Origin of the sequence: Paraburkholderia graminis, from assembly GCF_003330785.1 — a bacterium.
Classification (GTDB): domain Bacteria; phylum Pseudomonadota; class Gammaproteobacteria; order Burkholderiales; family Burkholderiaceae; genus Paraburkholderia; species Paraburkholderia graminis.
This window is the reverse complement of record NZ_CP024935.1, coordinates 525,318-543,897: the sequence shown is the minus strand read 5'-3', so window position 1 is coordinate 543,897 and position 18,580 is coordinate 525,318. Positions and strand designations below refer to the sequence as shown.

17 protein-coding genes are annotated in these 18,580 nt (G+C 64.6%); 4 read left to right on the top strand and 13 right to left on the bottom strand.

Annotation, left to right across the window (positions count from 1 at the left end; translation table 11 throughout):
• Positions 1-226: 226 nt before the first annotated feature.
• The 6 genes from CUJ91_RS20635 to CUJ91_RS20610 all read right to left on the bottom strand — a co-directional run bounded on the left by CUJ91_RS20635 (position 227) and on the right by CUJ91_RS20610 (position 5,020).
• Positions 227-1,375 carry a DUF1501 domain-containing protein gene (locus CUJ91_RS20635; protein WP_114158010.1) on the bottom strand — a complete coding sequence of 383 codons (1,149 nt, stop codon included), beginning with the start codon at positions 1,373-1,375 and terminating at the stop codon, positions 227-229.
• 5 nt (positions 1,376-1,380) lie between these two features.
• Positions 1,381-2,889: a DUF1800 domain-containing protein gene (locus CUJ91_RS20630; protein WP_114156989.1), complete on the bottom strand. Its 1,509-nt coding sequence runs from the start codon at positions 2,887-2,889 to the stop codon at positions 1,381-1,383.
• Positions 2,890-2,962: 73 nt separating this feature from the next.
• Positions 2,963-3,484: a periplasmic heavy metal sensor gene (locus tag CUJ91_RS20625; protein WP_107708800.1), complete on the bottom strand. Its 522-nt coding sequence runs from the start codon at positions 3,482-3,484 to the stop codon at positions 2,963-2,965.
• On the bottom strand, positions 3,481-3,906 hold the full coding sequence (locus tag CUJ91_RS20620) for a hypothetical protein (protein ID WP_114156988.1): 426 nt from the start codon (positions 3,904-3,906) through the stop codon (positions 3,481-3,483). Before CUJ91_RS20620 ends, CUJ91_RS20625 begins: the two co-directional genes overlap by 4 nt.
• Complete coding sequence (locus CUJ91_RS20615; protein ID WP_279635440.1) at positions 3,903-4,496, bottom strand: RNA polymerase sigma factor; 594 nt, start codon at positions 4,494-4,496, stop codon at positions 3,903-3,905. Before CUJ91_RS20615 ends, CUJ91_RS20620 begins: the two co-directional genes overlap by 4 nt.
• Positions 4,497-4,705: 209 nt before the next feature.
• Positions 4,706-5,020 carry a YXWGXW repeat-containing protein gene (locus CUJ91_RS20610; protein ID WP_006049409.1) on the bottom strand — a complete coding sequence of 105 codons (315 nt, stop codon included), beginning with the start codon at positions 5,018-5,020 and terminating at the stop codon, positions 4,706-4,708.
• A 384-nt stretch (positions 5,021-5,404) separates the two neighbouring features.
• On the opposite strand from CUJ91_RS20610, the gene CUJ91_RS20605 reads away from it, so the two are divergent.
• Positions 5,405-7,876 carry a two-partner secretion domain-containing protein gene (locus CUJ91_RS20605; protein WP_114156986.1) on the top strand — a complete coding sequence of 824 codons (2,472 nt, stop codon included), beginning with the start codon at positions 5,405-5,407 and terminating at the stop codon, positions 7,874-7,876.
• Positions 7,877-7,896: 20 nt separating this feature from the next.
• On the opposite strand, the gene CUJ91_RS20600 is transcribed toward CUJ91_RS20605, so the two are convergent.
• From CUJ91_RS20600 to CUJ91_RS20585, 4 genes are all read right to left on the bottom strand, one after another.
• Positions 7,897-9,165 carry an alpha-hydroxy acid oxidase gene (locus CUJ91_RS20600; protein ID WP_244231065.1) on the bottom strand — a complete coding sequence of 423 codons (1,269 nt, stop codon included), beginning with the start codon at positions 9,163-9,165 and terminating at the stop codon, positions 7,897-7,899.
• Positions 9,166-9,243: 78 nt separating this feature from the next.
• Positions 9,244-10,791 (bottom strand): UxaA family hydrolase, encoded by a 1,548-nt coding sequence (locus CUJ91_RS20595; RefSeq protein ID WP_006049404.1) that lies wholly within the window; start codon positions 10,789-10,791, stop codon positions 9,244-9,246.
• Between the two features lie 33 nt (positions 10,792-10,824).
• Positions 10,825-12,108: an MFS transporter gene (locus tag CUJ91_RS20590; protein ID WP_114156985.1), complete on the bottom strand. Its 1,284-nt coding sequence runs from the start codon at positions 12,106-12,108 to the stop codon at positions 10,825-10,827.
• Positions 12,109-12,134: 26 nt separating this feature from the next.
• Positions 12,135-13,274 carry a mannitol dehydrogenase family protein gene (locus tag CUJ91_RS20585; RefSeq protein ID WP_114156984.1) on the bottom strand — a complete coding sequence of 380 codons (1,140 nt, stop codon included), beginning with the start codon at positions 13,272-13,274 and terminating at the stop codon, positions 12,135-12,137.
• Positions 13,275-13,585: 311 nt separating this feature from the next.
• On the opposite strand from CUJ91_RS20585, the gene CUJ91_RS20580 reads away from it, so the two are divergent.
• The 3 genes from CUJ91_RS20580 (at position 13,586) to CUJ91_RS20570 (ending at position 15,259) form a co-directional block, all read left to right on the top strand.
• Positions 13,586-14,296, top strand: a complete 711-nt coding sequence (locus tag CUJ91_RS20580; protein WP_006049401.1) for a FadR/GntR family transcriptional regulator — start codon at positions 13,586-13,588, stop codon at positions 14,294-14,296.
• A gap of 95 nt (positions 14,297-14,391) precedes the next feature.
• Positions 14,392-14,631, top strand: coding sequence for a hypothetical protein (locus tag CUJ91_RS34465; protein ID WP_107708814.1), 240 nt, complete (start codon positions 14,392-14,394; stop codon positions 14,629-14,631).
• Between the two features lie 58 nt (positions 14,632-14,689).
• The gene (locus CUJ91_RS20570; protein ID WP_114156983.1) at positions 14,690-15,259 is read left to right on the top strand and encodes a YdeI/OmpD-associated family protein; all 570 of its coding nucleotides are present in this window, start codon (positions 14,690-14,692) and stop codon (positions 15,257-15,259) included.
• A gap of 50 nt (positions 15,260-15,309) precedes the next feature.
• On the opposite strand, the gene CUJ91_RS20565 is transcribed toward CUJ91_RS20570, so the two are convergent.
• The 3 genes from CUJ91_RS20565 to CUJ91_RS20555 are packed head-to-tail and all read right to left on the bottom strand — an operon-like array spanning position 15,310 to position 18,532.
• The gene (locus CUJ91_RS20565; RefSeq protein WP_114156982.1) at positions 15,310-16,701 is read right to left on the bottom strand and encodes a four-carbon acid sugar kinase family protein; all 1,392 of its coding nucleotides are present in this window, start codon (positions 16,699-16,701) and stop codon (positions 15,310-15,312) included.
• Positions 16,698-17,996, bottom strand: coding sequence for a ribulose-bisphosphate carboxylase large subunit family protein (locus CUJ91_RS20560; protein WP_114156981.1), 1,299 nt, complete (start codon positions 17,994-17,996; stop codon positions 16,698-16,700). Before CUJ91_RS20560 ends, CUJ91_RS20565 begins: the two co-directional genes overlap by 4 nt.
• The gene (locus CUJ91_RS20555; RefSeq protein ID WP_029966205.1) at positions 17,993-18,532 is read right to left on the bottom strand and encodes a VOC family protein; all 540 of its coding nucleotides are present in this window, start codon (positions 18,530-18,532) and stop codon (positions 17,993-17,995) included. The genes CUJ91_RS20560 and CUJ91_RS20555 overlap by 4 nt, the downstream gene beginning before the upstream one ends.
• Between the last annotated feature and the right edge of the window lie 48 nt (positions 18,533-18,580).

The window sequence follows — 18,580 nt, the reverse complement described above, 5'->3', positions numbered from 1 at the left end:
GAGGCGATCGTCACGAATAATGGGGCGCGGTCAATTTTCCCGCCGGCTGCTCACTGCAACCCATGCCTGGATGTCGGCAGGAAACGGCCGCTTGCGTAGGGCTCACGCGAAAAAAATTTGAATCTCGCGTGAGCGCCCGCTGCGTGGGAACGATCTGCTTGCCGCAGATGTGAGGAGGAAGGAGAGAGGGAGGCGCTCCGGCTGGCACGCAGCCGGAGCGTATCGACTACGCGCGAACGATACCGCTGAACGGCTTCACCGCAGCCGCGCGGCCGAACAGCACGCGCGCCGTGTGCTTCGGATCGAGACCGAGTGCTTCGCTCGCGGCACCGGCGATCAGCGCATCGAGCGAAGCGGTCGGCTTGAGGTCGCGAGCCTCATAGAGATCGCGAGGCGCGAGGCCGGGCCAGTCCGCGACGACACGGCCGCCCGCCACCGCGCCGCCCAGCACCATCGCCACCGAGCCCGTGCCGTGGTCGGTGCCTTCGGTGCCGTTCGCGGCCGCGGTCCTGCCGAACTCGGTCGCCACCAGCACGGTGGTTTTGCTCCACGCAGGACCCATGCCGTCGCGCAATGCCGCGAGCATCGTGTCGAGCGCTTTCAACTGATTGCCAAGACGCGCGTTCTGCGCGCTATGCGTGTCCCAGCCGCCGGTCTCGATCATCGCGATGCGCGGACCGTCGTCGCGTGCGAGAAATCCGGCCGCCAGTTTGCCGAGGCTCGCGGGGTCCTGGCGCGCGCCGGCGTCGCCAGCGAGACCGCGTGCCGTCATCGCGGATTCCCACAAGGGGCGCAACTGCGCGTCGTCGTCGTAGAGTTGCGAGACGCGCATCAGCAGATCGTCGGGCGCTGGCGGCAACGCGGACGGCGCGTACGATGTGACGGCCGCCGTGCCACGCAGCGCCATTGGCACGGTGGGCGCAAAGGCGATTGCCGTCTCGCGCGCGGCGGGCAGCAGCGCGGCGAGCCGGTTCAGCCAGCCGTCCTTCACCTGATACGGCGACGCGCTGCCGGTTTCGAGCACGTTCTGTCCGTCGAAATGCGAGCGATCGCGATACGGCGACGCCACCGCGTGCACGAACAGCGCCTGACGGTCCGCGTACATCGTGGCCATCTGCGTGAGCGCGGGATGCAGCGCAAAGCTGCCGTCGAGCCGGTGAGCGCTCGACGGATCGATTGCGAGCGCGCCGCGCAACTTCGCATAGGCAGGTTCCGCGTACGGCACGACGATGTTCAGGCCATCGGCCGCGCCGCGCTGAATCACGAACACGAAACGGCGCTCGCTGACCACATTCGCAAACGCGATGCGCGGCGACACGAGAATCGCGCCCGCGCCCGCAGCGGCGACTCGCAGAAATTGACGGCGTGAGGACATGGCGTTCATCTCCGTTGAAAGTCCGGTGAGACCAGCAAAAGCGCAATTGCCGTGGATGCGCTTTCGGCGCGCGCGATCGCCACCGCGCTCGGCGCGCCCAGCGATCCGGCGAGCAGCACCTGGCCGAGCGAGCGAGCGTCGAGACGGTCGCCGACGCGCGCCGCGAAGCGCTGTGCGACCTCGACGCGGCGCACGAGCGCATCGGGCGCGGCCCAGCTTGCGGCGACGTCGTCGTAACCGGCGGGCGAACCGGGACGCCATACGGGTTGACCAAGCTGCGTCAACAGAGGCGCGGCCTGCAGATTGCCGAGGTCTTGCCAGCCGAGCCCGCGCATCGACGAAATCGCCCATTCCCACGGCGTCTTGAACTTCACCGCGACGGGCGACCAGGCTTCGTGCATGTCGATCAATGTGCGGTACAGCGTCGGCAGATCGCCGCCGCTCGTCATGAACGCGCTCGCCAGCTTGCCGCTCGCAGCCGCGGGCGGAGTATCGGCGATGAAATGACGGGCCAGCTTGGCGCCGATGTGTTGCGCGGTCGCAGGCGCAGTCGCGAGGTCATGCAGGATCGCGAGCGCCTGGTCCTCGCCGCGCTGATCGTAGCGGCGCCCCATGACGGTTCGCGCGCCGGGCTCATGCAGCGCTTCGCGAAACACGAAGGTGCCGGGCGCGGCGGCAGTCGGCATGGACTGCGCGGGCGGTTTGCCCTGCATGCCGGCGTTGGCAGGATCGGTCGCCACGCTCCAACCCGTCAACGCGCGAGCAAATTCAGTAACGTCGTCCTGGCTATAGCCGCTGCGCGCGCCGAGCGTATGCAACTCCATGATTTCGCGCGCAAGGTTTTCATTGAGGCCACGCTTGCGCTCGGGATTGCGCGCCGCCGCACGCAGCGCCGCCGTGCTGTCGGGCCCGACCGAACGCGTCTGGTCGAGGAACACCTGCATCGCCGGATGACGCTCCACCGCCACCAGCATGTCCTCGAAACGGCCCAATACGTGCGGGCGAATCGCCTCCGCTTCGAACGAACCGGCGAGCGCGGCCACAGCGGGTTTTTCCGTCGATACCGCGAAATGGTTCGCCCAGAAATTAACCAGCCGCTCGATGAAAGGCGTCTGCGTGGTCAATGCGCTAAGCACGCGCGCATTCACCGAAGCGCGATACGTGTCCCGTATTTCGACATGCATCGCTTTCCGTTCGGCTTCCTTATCTTTCTTCACCGAGCTTTCCGATGCCGCTTGCTGGCCGCCTTGCGCGTTGCTTTGTTGCGGCGTGTTCGCATCGCCGGGCTTGCGCTGCCGTTGCTGACGCAACTGCATGCGCTGCTGTTCCAGTTCGCTCGACAAGTCAATCGAATCCGGCTGATCGGCCCAGGCAGCACGCCTCGGCTCATAGTGCTCGAATTGCGCAAGCAGCCACGCCTTCGGGTCGGCGGGCGCTGGGTCGTCGGGGCGCGCGCCGAGGCCGAAACGGTTCAGCGCGATCGCAGCAGTCGTCAGGTTGGAAGAGGCAGTCATACCGCCCTCTCAGGCATTGGATAGTGCTTGAACGTTGCCGACGCACACAATCCGTCGCCGCTCGCAAACATTTTTATTCGCTCGACGCGGCAGCCGACGATGCAGCGCTCGCCGGACCGGCGCCCTTCGCGCTTGTTTGCGGCTCGCGCCACTGTCCGCGCAAGCGCAGGCTGTCGGCGAACTCGACGCGCTCTTGCGGCGACAACGTCGCGGCGAAATCCGCGACACTGCTTTCCACTTTCGCGCGCAGGCCGCTGTCGGCCTCGCGCGTGCGAGCCAACGCGGCGTCGAGCGCCGCACGATCCAGTTGCGGCGCGGCGAGCAGACGCAATACCTCGCGACGCGCTTCGCGCGCCTCGCGCGCAAGCTGCCGGCCGTCGCGGCGTCCATTCCTCAGGCTCTCGGCGAACGCCTTCTGCCGCTCCGCCGACAGCGTCTGTGCGGCAAAACGCAACGCCCGCTGCTGCGCGGCGAGCGGCGCCGCGGCATCGCGCGCCGCATACCATCGATAAGCGCCGCCCGCGATCGCGCCAAGCAAAAACACATTGAGGACGAGCGACACTACGAGGACGACTTTCCATGACCGGCTGTTCATTCGCCGCTCCAGTCGGCGGACGATCCACCGAAACTCGACGTGAGATAAGAGGATTCATGCACAGGCGGCACCGCTTCCGTCAGCACGAAAAACGACACCGCCAACGCGCCGGCCACGCCACCGAGCAGGCCGACACCGACCGCAGCGCCCGACCACCACCACGCGCGCCGCTGTGGTGTCGCCCGCCGCGCGGGCCGCGCGGGCGCGCTTGCAACGATGCGCTGCTGCAATGAAGTGTCCGGCGGCGCGAGCCGATCCGTCGCGAGCCACGCATCAAGCCCGGCGGCTTCGTCAAGCCATGCTTGCGCCTGCTGACGATGCACACTCGCCCACGCCTGCGCCGCGGCGCGCTCCTGCGGCGGCCAACGCTGTGGATCGGCGCCATAGGCTTGGACGATCTGATGAAATCTTTCGGGCGTCATGACTTGTCCTTGCTAAGGCCGCTGCCGGCCAGTTGAGCGCGCAAATTGCGGCGTGCGCGAGCGAGCAGGCTTTCCAGCGCATCGACGGTGATGCCCATCAACGCGGCCGCGTCGATGTTCGACATCTCCTGGTAATAGCAGAGCACCAGCGCCTCGCGTTGCCGCACCGGCAGTGCGGCGAGTGCTTCGCGCACGCGCTCGTCGCGAGCCCGCGCTTCGAGCCGCACGTCGGGCAGCGCGGCGGGATCGATGTCGTCGGGCAGTTCGTCGCGTACTTCTTCGCGCCGGCCGCGCAGCCGGTCATAGCAAAGGTTCAGCGCCACGCGATGAATCCACGTGTCGAATTTCGCCTCGCCTTCGCGCCAACGCGTCGCGTGTTTCCAGATTCGCACGAACACTTCCTGCGCGACGTCTTCCGCTTCCATGCGGTCGCCCAGCATGCGCATGGCCAACGCGAGCAGACGCGGCAGCTTGCGTGCGACGAGCGTGCGCACGGCGGCCGCATCGTGGCGGCCGACCTGCTCGAGCAACTCCGCGTCGGGGTCGCGTTCACTCAAGACGCGGCGCTCCCGGCATACATGCGATGCAATTCACGTCGGCTTCAACTCTCATGTTCGTTGCGCGTGCAACGGTGATCGATACGCACGGCAGCCGGGACCGCCACTGTTAATACACGACGACTGCCGGACGATAGTAGACCGGCCGCGCCGGATACACCACGCAGCCGGCCAGCGACGCGGCCAGCAGTATTATCACAAGCGTTTTCATGGCGATTGCCTCACTGGTTACGCGAAGCCGTTCAGGCCCAATGACCTTCGACCCAGCGCCAGTTCGGCCCGCGCTGCACCCAATGTCCCGGCACCCAGTGATAGCCGACGCGCACCGCCTGCCAGTGACCGGGCACCCACACGTAGCGGCCGTGATGCCAACGCCAGCGGCCCTGATCCCACACGTAGCCCGCACGAGGCGCCGGCACGACCTCGACGCGCGGAGGCGGCGGCGCGACCGGCGCGATGATCACGGCCTGCGCGAACGCGGGCGCGGAGCCGACGAAGGCGCCACCGGCCAAAGCGGCGGCAAGCATGAAAGTCCCAAGGCTTTTTCTCGATGTCATGCTGGTTTCTCCCGTTCGATGTCGAAACATGCCGAAGCATGTCGAAGCATGTCGAAGCACAATGCGGCTTCGTTTCTTCTTGAACGCACCAGCACCGAAAAATCCGTCGCTGCGCTCGCACAAAAAAACGCGTCAGCGAAATGACAGATGACGTCAAGAAAACGTAGGGATTTAGCGCGCGGCAAACGCCTGCGCTCCGTTGCGTTCAGGCCCAATGATCTGCAAAAAGCGACACCATCACGGCACAAAGTGCTGTGATTATTACAGCGTGTCATCAAAGCGCACTGCTAAGCTGATTCAGCAGACTTCATCCGACGACGCGGATCGTGCAACGGCATCCGCGTTCCGCCGCGCGCGTATCGGACTGACACCGAGGAGGCACACATGTCATTTCGGTTAATACCCCGACCGGTTCAAGGCACTCTTCGGACAGGCATCGCCGCGCGGCATCGTTCAATTGCGCTCGCACTGTCGCTCGCCGGATTGATTCCGGCTTCCGTGGCGATAGCGGCGGGCGTGTTGCCGCAAGGCGGTCAGTATGTCGGCGGCCAGGGTTCGATCAACACCAGCGGCAACAACCTGATCGTCACCCAACCGGGCTCGACGCGCGGCGTGATCGACTGGAACAGCTTCTCGATCGGCAAGGGCAATGCCGTGATGTTTCAGAACGGCTCGGGCGCGACGCTCAATCGCGTGACTGGCGGTTCGCTCTCCGCGATCCTCGGCAAGCTGAGTGCAACGGGCGACGTTTATCTGATCAACCCGCAAGGTATCGTCGTCGGGCCGTCGGGTGTCGTCAGCACCGGCGGACGTTTCCTGGCCTCCACACTCGACGTCTGCAATTGCGCGTTCATGAACGGCGGCGCATTAACGTTCACAGGCGATTCGAATGCGAGCGTCGTGAATTTCGGCAAGATCAGCTCGACGGGCGGCGACGTATTTCTCATTGCGCGCAACGCAGTAGTCAACGCGGGCACCGTCGAAGCGCCCAACGGAACCGCCGAACTCGGCGTCGGCGCGAACGTGTTGTTGCAGGATTCGTCGAGTGGCAAGCAGCTTTTCGTGCAAACCGGCAGCAAGGGTACGGTTGCGAACGCCGGGGCCTTGCGCGCCGCGCAGATTAATTTGCAAGCCGCGGACGGCAACATCTACGCGCTCGCGGGCGGCGGCACGCGCGTACGCGCAACGGGCACGGCGACGCGCGACGGCCACGTGTGGCTCGTCGCCGATACGGGCAGCGTCGCGCAGCGCGGCACGATCGCCGCGTCCAACGCAGACGGCAGCGGCGGCACGGTCGACACGCACGCGCTCAATCTCTCGTTCGGCCGCGACGCACGCGTGCTCGCATCGCAGTGGAACGTGACGTCCCCCGTATTCACGATCGACACCGCCGCCGCGGGAGCGCTTCGCCGCAGTCTCGACGCGGGCACTTCGGTCAACGTGACGACAACGGGCGCAAACGGCGTATCCGGCGATCTGAGCGTCGCCTCGGGTCTAAACTGGAACGGGCCCGCCGCGCTATCGCTTGCGGCCTATCACGATGTCTCGATCGCATCGGGCGTCGCGCTGAAGAACTCGGGCTCCGGCAATCTGACGTTGCGCGCGGACGCGTCGGGTATCGACAACGGCGGCAGCATCGCGAACCACGGCACGCTCGACTGGTCCGCGAGCACCGGCATCGTCAGCGCGCTTTACGACATGACGGGCACCTACAGCCCCGGCACGGTGCTCACCAACAGCGCGTGGACCGCCGCGCCGTTCAGCGGACTGCTGACGCAGGCGACGGCCTACAAGCTCGTCAATTCGCTGAACGACTTGCAGCAGGTATCGGCGGATCTCGCCGCCAACTACGCGCTAGGCAAGGACATTGACGCGAGCGCCACGTCGGGCTTTCCGCCGGCGTTCGCCTTCACTTCCATCGGCGACGGCGCCACGCCGTTCTCCGGTCAGTTCGACGGCATGGGTCACGCCATCAGCGGCCTGACCTTGTCGCGCACGGTGCTCGTTACGCCGGGTTCGATCACCGGCGGTCCTGACCAGCGCGCAGCAGGACTCTTCGGCGTGATCGGCACGACGGGTGTCGTGCGCAATGTCAACGTGAACGGAAACATTAGCGATCCGAACGATTATGGATCGTACGGGATACTGGCGGGATTCAACTACGGACTCGTCACCTACGTTCGCACGAGCGGATCGGCATCCGACTTTGGAGGCTACAGCTACGCGTCGAGTACCGGTGGCCTCGTCGGCTATAACTACGGCACGATCACGCGCTCGGGCAGCAGCGTCAATGTATTGGCCGAAGGCACACCGGGCGGTCTCGTGGGCATCAACGCGGGGACGATCAGGCAATCGTATGCGACCGGCGCGGTGACGGCGGAGGCGCATACCGGCGGCGGAGGCGGACTCGCAGGAAGCAACTCGGGCCTCATCTCGCAGTCGTATGCGACGGGTCAGGTATCGTTTCAGCCGAACTATTGCGGCGGCGGCAACGGCACGGCCTGCACAGACGGCAGCGCCGCCCTGGTTCAACGAAACGACGGCACGATCGAGCAGTCGTTTGCGACCGGCCAGGTCATCCAGAGCATTCAGCCCGCGCTAGGTCCGCCCGCGCTCGGCGTCGCGAGCACCAACAACGGCACGATTGCGAGCGACGTCTACTGGGATACGCAGACCACTCACGCGACGCGCGACGTGTATAGCGGCACTGGCACATCGGCGGCGAAGGGATTGACCACTGCGGAAATGAGCGTGCCGTCGAGCTTCGGTCCCACTTACGACTTCAGCTCAACGGGCGTGTGGGCGATGCCGGCAGGCGCCAGGCATCCGGTATTGCGCTGGCAGCTTGCGCAGTGAACAGAGCGCGGCCTTGCATCTCACGCCTGCAGGTAAGGCTCGCCTGTCACCGGAGCGTCATGATCGATGAGGGGCACGCGTCGTTCCTGCAGCGGCCGCGATAGCGCCTCGTCGTGCCCCACACGGCGCAGATAGCTTCGGTCGAGTTCCGCGATATCGCGGCAACCGAGTAGTCCGAGCGCACGATCGATCTCCGTTTTGAGAATATCGATGGCGCGTTCGACGCCCGGCTGACCGCCCGCGCTCAAGCCATAAGTCGTCGCGCGTCCGAGCAGCACCGCGTCGGCACCCAACGCGACCGCTTTCAGAATGTCGGTGCCGCGACGGAATCCGCCGTCGAGCATCACGCACAGCCTGCCGCCTGCCTGCTCGACGACCTCGGGCAATACATCCATCGCCGAGACCGCTCCGTCGAGTTGCCGGCCGCCGTGATTCGACAGCACGATACCGTCGACACCCGCCTTCACCGCTTCGAGTGCATCGGCCGCGCCGAGCACGCCTTTCACGATCAGCCGATGCGGCCACAAATCGCGCAACCAGCGGATGTCGTCCCACGACAGCGACGGGTCCAGTTGCTGACCAAGCGTGATCGTCGCGCCCTTCACGCTGTTTTGCCCAGGCGGCAACAAGTCGCCGAGATTCGCGAAGCGCGGCATGCCGCTCGGCCACAATACGTTCGCCATCCAGCGCGGATGCCGCAGCACATCGAACTTGTTGCGCCAGTCGAGCTTCAGCGGCTCGACGTAATTGCGCAGATCCCATTCGCGTTTGCCGAACACCGCGCTGTCGGTCGTCACGACGAGCGCTTCGATGCCGGCGGCCTCCGAACGCTGCGCGAGCTTCGCAAGCGATTCGCGCGTGCGGTACATATAGACCTGCATCCATATGCGGCCGCCCGCACGCCGCACGACGTCTTCGAGCGCGACGGTCGACACGTTGCTCAGCACGAACGGAATGCCGGCCGCCGCCGCCGCGCTCGCCATCTTGACGTCGCCTTCGCGATACATCAGTCCGCTATAGCCGGTTGGGCCGATCATGAACGGCGCGGCGCTGCGCTCGCCGAACAGCGTCACGCTCTGATTGCGCTTTTCGACGTTCACGAGCGTGCGCGGCAGAAAAGCGAGTTCGCGGAACACATCGCGATTGCGGCGCAGCGTCGCCTCGTCTTCGGAACCGCCCTCCACATACTCGAAACAGAAATTCGGCAAGCGCCGGCGCGCCATCGCGCGCAGATCGTCGATGCCATGCGCACGCTTCACGTCGCGGCCTGCATAAAGGCGGCGTTCCAATTCAGTGTCTCCTATCAGCGATTCATGCGGCTATCGCGTTTCAATCGGGTTTGAGTTTGCGTAACGTGCGGGTTCGCGTCACGTCACCACGCCGACTTGCCACGGCACGAATTCACTTTGCCCGTAGCCATGCAATTCGCTTTTCGTGCGCGTGCCGGACGCGCAATCGAGCATCATCTGGAAGATCGCTTCACCCAGTTCGTCGATGCTCGCGCTGCCGTCGATCACGCCGCCGCAGTTGAGGTCGATGTCGTCCGCCTGACGCTCCCACAGCGTGTTATTCGTCGCGAACTTCAGCGACGGCGACGGCGCGCAGCCATACGCGGAGCCGCGCCCCGTCGTGAAGCAGATCACGTTCGCACCTGAGGCAACCTGGCCCGTCGCGGACACCGGGTCGTAGCCCGGCGAATCCATGAACACGAGGCCTTTTGCGGCGACCGGCTGCGCGTATTCGTAGACGTCGACGAGATTCGTCGTGCCGCCCTTCGCGACCGCGCCGAGCGATTTTTCGAGGATCGTCGTGAGGCCGCCCGCCTTGTTGCCGGCCGACGGATTGTTGTCGAGCGCGCCGCCGTTGCGCGCGCAGTAGTCCTGCCACCATGCGATTCGCGCGAGCAGTTTCTCGCCCACAGCGGGGCTCACCGCGCGGCGCGTGAGCAGATGCTCGGCGCCATAAATCTCCGGCGTCTCCGAGAGAATCGCGGTGCCGCCATGCCGCACGACGCGATCGACCGCGGCGCCCAGCGCGGGATTCGCGGAGATGCCCGAGTAACCGTCCGAGCCGCCGCACTGCAAGCCGATGCTGAGATGCGAAGCCGGCACGGGCACACGCTGGATGCGGTTCGCGTCGGCGAGCATTTCCTGCACCATCGCGATGCCGCGCTCGATCGTCTTGCGCGTGCCGCCGCTGTCCTGGATCGTAAAGCTGCGCAGCTTGAGGTCGCTGCTGCCGAGACCGCCGGCCTCGAGCACGCCGTCGATCTGGTTCGTTTCGCAGCCGAGCCCGACGAACAGCACCGACGCGAAGTTCGGATGCACCGCATAGCCCGCGAGCGTGCGGCGCAGAATGCGGATGCCTTCGCCCTGCGTGTCGATGCCGCAGCCGAGGCCGTGCGTCAGCGCGATCACGCCGTCGACGTTCGGATAATCGGCGAGTGCGTCGGGATGCACGTCGCGGCGGAAGTGATCGGCGATCGCGCGCGCGACCGTCGCCGAGCAATTCACACTCGTCAGGATGCCGATGTAATTCCGCGTCGCAATGCGCCCGTCGCCGCGACGGATGCCCATGAAGTGCGCGGGTTCTTTCACATAAGCGGTCGGTTGTGCATCGACGCCGAACACATGCTCGCGCGCGAACTCGGACATGCCGAGGTTCTGCACATGAACGTGCTGGCCGCGCGCAATCGCTTCGCGCGCGACGCCGATGATCTGGTTATAGCGCTTGACCGGCTCGCCTTTCGCGATGTCGCGCGTCGCGATCTTGTGGCCGGGTGGTATCAAACCGGTGACCACCAGTTGCTCCGCGTCGATGCGCGTGCCCGGCAGTAGCTGGCGAGTCGCGATGATGACGTCGTCGCCCGGATGCAGACGGATGATCGCGGATGCGACGCTGGCTTGAGTCGACATGAGAAGCCTCGAAAGCAGAATGAATCGGATGGGTCAGACAGTGGAGCTCACGCGCTCGCGCTCGTCGTCGCGAGCCGGTTCGATCGACAACGGCTCGATGCGGCCCACGATGACGAGATAGCTGAACGCACCGAGAAAACAGAAACCGCCTGCCACCACGAGCGGAATCGTGAACGAGCCCTTGGTGAGCGCGACCATCGCGCCGGTGAACGTGGTGATGACGATGCCCGCCAGGTTCGACGCGAAGTTCTGAATGCCGCCGATCGACGCGACATGGCCCGGCGTCGGCGCAACGTCGCCTGGCAGCGACCAGATGCTCGCCGCGGCGAACGCGAGGCTGCCGTACGCGATGCCGAAGAACGCGAGCATCAGATACACGTTCTCCGTGAACGCCGACAGCGTGATCACCGACGACAACAGCATGCCGCCGACCATGCACGTCTTGCGCGCCGCGGTCAGGCTCCAGCCGCGCCGGAACAGCGCGTCGGACACATAGCCGCCGAGCCAGCCGCCGGGAATCGCGATCAACGCCGGAATCATGCCGAGCGTGCCGAGCGATTTCAGCGAAAAGCCGCGCGTCTGCACGAGATAGCTCGGAAACCACGTGATGAAAAAATAGATCACGAAGTTCAGGCAGAAGAAGCCGAGCATCATGCCCCACAGCGTGCGGTGGCGAAACAGCGACGCCCACGTGACCTTTTGCTGGTTGCTTGTTTGCGCTGCGCGCGTGGCGTCGTGCGCGCCGTCCAGATCGTCTTGCGACGGATTGCGATAAATCACGAACCAGCCGGCGATCCACACCGCGCCGAGCAGGCCGGTTAGCACGAAGGCCGCTTTCCAGCCGAGCGCGCTGATGATGAGCGCGACGACCGGTATCGACAGCGCGGAGCCGACGCGCGAACCGCTGTCGAAGATGCTCGTCGCGATGGCGCGCTCACGCGGATGAAACCATTGGCTGACGAGCTTCGCGCACGACGGATACGCACCCGCCTCGCCCACGCCGAGCAGCAGCCGGCAGCCGAACATGCCCGCGACGCTGGTGGTCACCGCGGTCGCGGCGGTAAACAACGACCACCAGCCGACTGCGAGCGGCAACGCAATGCGCGCGCCGACGCGATCGACGAACCAGCCGAACGGCATCTGCATCAATGCATAGGTCCAGAAAAAGCCGCTCAGAATGAAGCCCATTTCGGCGGGGCCGATGCCCAGCGCCTTTTCGATTTGCGGCGCGGCGACCGCGAGATTCGCACGGTCGATGTAGTTAACCGCAATCGCGAGAAAGCATAGAAAGATCACAACCCAACGCATTTTTTTCATGAAACTGTCTCCTCCTGGGCTGATAGTCAGGTGTTCAGATGATCGGGCGACGTTGCGAGCGCCGCGCGCAGACGCGGCTGCTTCAACTGCAAACGCAGTTCATGCGCCAGATCGATCACCGGTTGAAAGCGGCGTTGCTTCTTCTGCTCGTGATTGCGGGCGATGTCCGCGAGACGATGATCGAGGAACGGATTTTCGAAGCGCTCGCGCACGTCGTCGAGATATGCGCGTGCGTCGTCGCCCTGGCCGAGCGCGTCGAAAACGGGCAGCACCTCGTCACGCCATAGCGATTCGAGGTCCGCACGCAGCGCCGGATCGCGCATCGCGTGCAATGTGTTTTCCTGCGGATCGCGCGCGTCGACTTTCCAGCGTTCCGCGAGCCACGTGTGGCCGAGATTGAGCAGCAACAGCTTCAGACGCTCGTAGTGCGGCAGATCGTCGGTGACGATCATCGCTTCGTGCTCGCACGGCAGCACCATGCCGTCCTGGCGCTCGATCGCCCACAGTGCGTACGGCTCGGCATAGGCGCCGACCGGCCGGATCGGCTCCGACACGATGCGGTCCACCAGCGAGTTCACCCACACGCAAGTCTCTTCGATATAGCGGATGAATTCGGGCTCGGCATTCCAGCTACGCGCGATGTCGGCGACGAGCGCACGCAGCGTCTCGCCGTTGCGCGATACGAGTTCGCAAGGCAGCAGCGTCAGCGGCGCGGCGCCTGCGTTGAAGCGCGCGTGCAGCAGCACCACGAGCTTCGCCGCGAAGCCGCGCGGCACGCTGGCGTCGCGGCGCAGCAGCTCGGCGGTATCGTCGGCGAAACACTCGTAGCCGCGGTCGCCGGTGTTCGAGATCACGACGCGCGCATCGCGCGCGAAGCGCTCCACCACCGTCGGCCAATCCGTCTTGGCGTTCAAGGCTTCGCTGATCGCACGGCAACGCGTCGTCGTATCGATCACTGCTTCGCGGCGCACGCCGCGGATACGCACGTCGTACTCGCCCTGCGCGCGCAATGCGTCGATACGCGCGAGGCTTTCCGGATTCGCCGTGGTCTGCACGACGGTCACATGGCCGAGCGCGCGCCCTGCGTCGAACGCTTCGGACACGAACAGATCCGCATGCGCCTGCAAAAATCGGCTTGTGCCGAATTGAAGAATCGGGTTGGCCATTGTTGGTTACTCCAGGCTCGGCACGCGAGCAGCACGTTAATGACGCGCGCGTCCGGTTTGAGTTTTTAGTGAGTGTGGAAATTCTTCGGCAAAGAGCGCGGCGCAGCGACGCCCGCTGGTTGCATCGCTTCCGGCCTTACCACTTTGCGAAAAATAACGGTAAACTGGCTCACTGGTCAAGCCAATTTGCCGGCTCCCTGGGAAAACCCCGAGCTTCGTCCCGAGCCGCGATTTGCGCCGCTGGCGCTTCGCTCTACAATCGGCGTTCGCCTTACCGGGCTTGATGAAGCTCCACCGCCAGGAAACGTTTTGTGACCACCAGAGCTGCCGACACTCGCCGTCTCTATCTCCAGATCGCGGAAAAGCTGCGCGACCTGATCGCCCAGCCGGACTTCGCGCCGAATGGCCGCTTGCCGCCCGAACGCGCGCTGGCCGAGACGCTCGGCGTGTCGCGGCCGTCGGTGCGCGAAGCGCTCGTCGCGCTGGAACTCGAAGGGCTCGTCGAAATTCGCATGGGCTCCGGCGTCTATCTGTGCGCTGCGCCGCCCGCGAAAAAAGGCGCGGCGCTTTCACAGGCCGAACTCGGCGACAGCCTGCTCGACATCATGGGGGCGCGCTGCGTGATCGAAGGCGCGATCGTCGCGAGCGTCGCGCCGTTGTGCAAACCGAAGGACCTCAAGGCGCTGCGTGCGATCTACAAGGAGATGGAGCACGAAGTGGAGGCCGGCAGAATCCCCGTGACGGCCGACCGCGCCTTCCATCTCGCCATCGCGCAGATGTCGGGCAACGAAGTGCTCGTGCGCACCGTCAGTTCGCTATTCGACGCGCGGCATAGTCCGCTGTCGGAAAAGCTGCGCGGCCACTTCGAAAACGAAACGACGTGGCGCGCGGTGCCCGATGAACATCGCGCGATTCTCGAAGCGCTTGAAGCGCGCGATGCGATCCAGGCGCAAGCGGCGATGTTGCGGCATTTGAAGCTGTCGTTGGAGCGGGTGATTGCGGGTGGGCAGCGCAATAGCTAGCGTGTGAAACGGGGGCGCTGGGTTGAGCGTATCGGTAGTGCTGGCGCATGGCTTGCTCGCGATGAACGCACTAATGCAACCCATAGGAGCACACGATGACGAACACACCATCGAACGACGACGATGATCGGGGCAACCCTTCGAAATCTACCGGGGCTTCAGGCGGCGGCTCATTCGGCAATCAGCGCGGCGCGCCGGTGACCGGCGGCTCGCCCGACAATGGCGAGCGAGGCGATGGCGATGTTCATCCGTCGCGTAATGATGTCGGGCCAGACGGGCGTAAAAGCGAGAGCCGGTCACAACGCGATACCGGGGACGATACTGAACGCAGGTAATGCAAGCCTTCGGTGAACGAAAGCGCCCTCGGCCTGAATGCAACCATTCGGACCCACCATGACTGAGCCTCGTCTGACATGCCTTGACCAGAATGAATGGGAAAACTGGTTGACGCAAAACGGCGACACGTCGACCGGAATATGGCTGCGCCTTGCCAAAAAGGGAGCCGGGCAGCCAACCTTGACTTACGAAGAGGCGCTGGAGAGCGCCCTTTGTCATGGCTGGATCGACGGTCAAAAACAGGCTGAAAGTGAAGAGTACTGGCTGCAACGCTTCACTCGACGATCGGCAAAAAGTATCTGGTCGAAGCTCAACAAAGAGCGGGCCGAAGCGCTGATCGCCGCAGGCCGAATGCTTCCTTCAGGCATGCGGGAAGTCGAGAAAGCCAAAGAGGATGGCCGCTGGGAAGCTGCGTATACGTCGGCCAGCAACTCAGTCGTACCGGACGACCTGCAGGCCGCACTCGCTGCGAATCCCAAGGCCAGCGCCTTCTTTGCGTCGCTGAATGGACGGAACCGCTACGCCATCCTGTTTCGGATACAGAACGCCAAAAAGCCTGCAACACGGGTGCGCAAGATCGAGGAGTTCATCGGCATGCTGAATCGCGGCGAAACCATTCATCCGTAGTCGCGAAGATCGGGACGCGGCGGACACCTGCCAATCAACGATCAACGCAGTTAAACGTTGCTGCGTTCGTCGTCGCCATACCCTTCGAGCATTTGCTGGAACACGTCTGCGTCGCCCATCTGGCCACCCTTGAGCATCAGCTCGACGCCGTCCAGTTCGGCACTGTCGGCATGCACGCGGCACACGGTCACGCCGGCCGGCAGCGGAGCAAGGTACGACAGGCCCCATGCGCCCAAGGTCCGCACAGCGATGCTCGAGGTGTCTCCGCCGGCAATGCCGACACGCTGCAGTTTCACTGCGCCAAGCACCTGGTGCAGCAATGACGCACACGCGTGCGCAAGTTGCGGCAGCGCGCCGGGCGTTTCGTACGCGTTCGACCGGCGCCGCGCCGTGAAGGCCAGCACATTGCTTCCATCGCGCAACGCATCGGCGATTGCCACCACTTGCGCCATTAGATAGCCGTGTGCCGATTCGCCCGTCATCTGCAGCGGGTCCAGTTCAATGTGGCGATAGGAATGCGCGGCGCGGATCTGCACCTCGGTCAACGGCGACAGACTGCCGGCCAGCACGAATACCGGACCGCGTGCACGAGCCAACCGCTCGCGCTGTGGCACTGCTTCACTGGCCGCCGATTGGCCGAGCGCCGACGCATACGCCTGCGCCACGCTGCTCGCGCCTACCGCAAGCAGCGGCGCGGCACTTCTCGCCTGATGCATCAGCAAGCGCCCAATCGCGTGAAGATGCGAATCGTCGAGCACGTCGAACAGCACGGCATCGGGCCGCAAAGCGAGCCGGCCTTGCAGTTCGGTTTGCAGCGCGGTGTCGCCTGCCGCGTAGCAGCGCCAGTCGATGAACTGCACGTTATCCACGCCCTGCCGCTGCAGATGCACGCGCAAATCCGCCTCGTTCATCGGCGTAACGGGATGCCGGCTCATGGTCGGGTGACGATCGATCCGATAGATGGACGACTTGTCATCATCAGCACCCGCCGCTGCATACAACTCACCAAACACGCAATAGCGCCGCAGATTGGGCTGTCCGCCAATCACTGCAACAAGCGGATTCGCGCAATAGTCGCGCAACGTGCGGATCGCCACGCCGATGCTGCCCGTTTGCGGCGCGCTATCGAAAGTCGAGCACACCTTGTAGTGCATCACGCGCACGCCGAGTTCGGCAAACGCCTCACCGACATGTGCGAGTTCGACCCGCTGCTCATCCGGCGACATCGTACGCGCGGCTCCCGCCACGCCAATCGCATCGAGCGGGCCGAGCTTTCGCAGACGCGCTGCGTCCGGTGGCGCTAACAGCAGCATCGTGCGCAAGCCGGCGCGTGCGAGATGCGCGAGCGTATCGGTCGCGCCGGTGAAATCGTCGCCGTAAAACGCGTATTGCGGGCCGCCGCCGGTCGCGCCGCTGCGGCTGTGGTCGTCGTGTGAACTCACTTGCGGCCGCCGAAAAACTCGAGCGCGCGCCGCAGTTCCGGCATGCGCTCCGCGTAGACCGGCACGGGCGTGCCCGCCTCTACCGCGGCCCATGCCTGCCGCACACTCATCACACCGGCTGCGGGGCCATCGGGATGCGCGAGAATGCCGCCGCCCGACATGAACAACAGGTCGGTGGATCGCACTGCATCGAACGTCGCTTGCGCAGTGCCTGCCCACTGTCCCGAAGAAAACGCCGGCAATACCGTGTCGTCGCAGCCTGCGGCGAGCGGCGTCGCGCAGTCGCGTGCGGACTCGATGACTTCGTCGTCGCTTTGCGCGAATTTGCCGACGAGGCCGTGTACATGCATATGATCGACGCCGGCCAGACGCCACAGCGTCTGATAAGCCTGAAACGATATGCCGAGCGACGGATCGCGCGACATCATGCCGTAGCCGTTGCGATGCGCGTGCAGCACCAATGGCGTGGCGCGACGCAGCGTCTGAATAGCGGAAAAGCCGCACCAGTTGATGCTTGCCATCACACACGTGCCGCCCTCGCGCTCCACCAGTTCCGCGTGACGACGCATCGCGTCGAGTTCGTCGGTGATATTGAAGGCGACCATGACCGGGCGGCCGCTGCGCTCGCGGTAGCGACGCACTTCGGACATGACCGCGCGCACGCGTTCCGCGAGCGGCGCATGCGCGGGGTTCGCGCTTACTTCGTCATCCTTTATAAAATCGACGCCTGCGTCGCACAGATCGCGTACCAGTGCCGCGGTTTCTTCAGCACTCAGGCCCACGTTCGGTTTGATGATGGTGCCGATCAGCGGCCCGCCGGTTACCTGCGTCAGCGCACGCGTACCCTGCACGCCATGACGCGGAGTTTCAAAGCGCGCACGATAAGACGCCGGCAAACGCAGCGACAATAGGCGCATGCCAGTGACTTCGCCGAGGTCGTACAAATTGCCTGCGACGGTCGCGGCAAGCGTCGGCAAGTTAGCGCCAATATTGGCAAGTGGAAAAGACAGCGTGACGCGCGCGCGCCGCCACGGCCCTCGCGCGCCCTGCCGGGCGAGCCATGAGCTATGAAGACTCGGCTGCGCCGCGGGTTCCAGCTCGTCGATGCGCAGCACGCTCGCGCGGCTTCGCGCGCGCAGTGCGTCGGTTTCGTTGGCCACGCGCACGAACGTGCCACTCGACTGCTCGCCCGCCATGATCTCGGCGACGCGCGTGGGATCGAGCGGCGTCTCGATCAGATAATCGGCTTCGAGCGAATCGCGATCGCCGCCATGCGGCTGCTGTGCGTCGGTCATAGCGCGTTCAGATCCGGAAAGCGGCGCACCGGCTCACGGCCGTCCCAATCGCGTGAGGCTGCGTAGATCATGTCGAAGAGCTTGCCCTTTGGACCCGCAATCTCCGAGAGCTCAATCACCGTTCCCGGATGATTCTCCGTGTCGAAGTAAACAAAGCGGCCATTGCGGCCGACTTCGCCGCTCATCGCAACCTTGAAGCCTTGCTGCTGCAAACGCGCGAGGTCGGCGTCGAACGAAGTGGTCCAGTAAGCGTTGTGCTGAAGCCCTGTATTGCCGGCGATGAGAAAATCGCGGTACATGGAGGGCGCGTCGTTCCTTGTCTGAATCAGTTCGACCTGAAGCGGTCCCGAGTTCGCCAGCGCAACGGAGTTATGGACTTCGTATGATTGCCCGCGATAAGTGTAGTTTTCAATCGGCACACGTTCGTTGTAAAACCACGGTCCCACACCGAGCACGCGGCTCCAGTAATCCATCGCGGCTTCGATATCGCGCACCACGTACCCCGCTTGACGAATCTCGCCAAAGAAACGACTCATGAAAATCTCCCCACGCAGCAGATATTGATAGACGAGCGACTCCCCGGC

Coding starts and splice junctions, on each gene's coding strand:
- CUJ91_RS20595 (WP_006049404.1), bottom strand. CDS start 10,791: ATGTCGACTCAAGCCAGCGTCGCATCCGCGATCATCCGTCTGCATCCG.
- CUJ91_RS20630 (WP_114156989.1), bottom strand. CDS start 2,889: ATGACTGCCTCTTCCAACCTGACGACTGCTGCGATCGCGCTGAACCGT.
- CUJ91_RS20555 (WP_029966205.1), bottom strand. CDS start 18,532: ATGAGTCGTTTCTTTGGCGAGATTCGTCAAGCGGGGTACGTGGTGCGC.
- CUJ91_RS20635 (WP_114158010.1), bottom strand. CDS start 1,375: ATGTCCTCACGCCGTCAATTTCTGCGAGTCGCCGCTGCGGGCGCGGGC.
- CUJ91_RS20625 (WP_107708800.1), bottom strand. CDS start 3,484: ATGAACAGCCGGTCATGGAAAGTCGTCCTCGTAGTGTCGCTCGTCCTC.
- CUJ91_RS20605 (WP_114156986.1), top strand. CDS start 5,405: ATGTCATTTCGGTTAATACCCCGACCGGTTCAAGGCACTCTTCGGACA.
- CUJ91_RS20610 (WP_006049409.1), bottom strand. CDS start 5,020: ATGACATCGAGAAAAAGCCTTGGGACTTTCATGCTTGCCGCCGCTTTG.
- CUJ91_RS20560 (WP_114156981.1), bottom strand. CDS start 17,996: ATGACCGACGCACAGCAGCCGCATGGCGGCGATCGCGATTCGCTCGAA.
- CUJ91_RS34465 (WP_107708814.1), top strand. CDS start 14,392: ATGACGAACACACCATCGAACGACGACGATGATCGGGGCAACCCTTCG.
- CUJ91_RS20585 (WP_114156984.1), bottom strand. CDS start 13,274: ATGGCCAACCCGATTCTTCAATTCGGCACAAGCCGATTTTTGCAGGCG.
- CUJ91_RS20570 (WP_114156983.1), top strand. CDS start 14,690: ATGACTGAGCCTCGTCTGACATGCCTTGACCAGAATGAATGGGAAAAC.
- CUJ91_RS20590 (WP_114156985.1), bottom strand. CDS start 12,108: ATGAAAAAAATGCGTTGGGTTGTGATCTTTCTATGCTTTCTCGCGATT.
- CUJ91_RS20620 (WP_114156988.1), bottom strand. CDS start 3,906: ATGACGCCCGAAAGATTTCATCAGATCGTCCAAGCCTATGGCGCCGAT.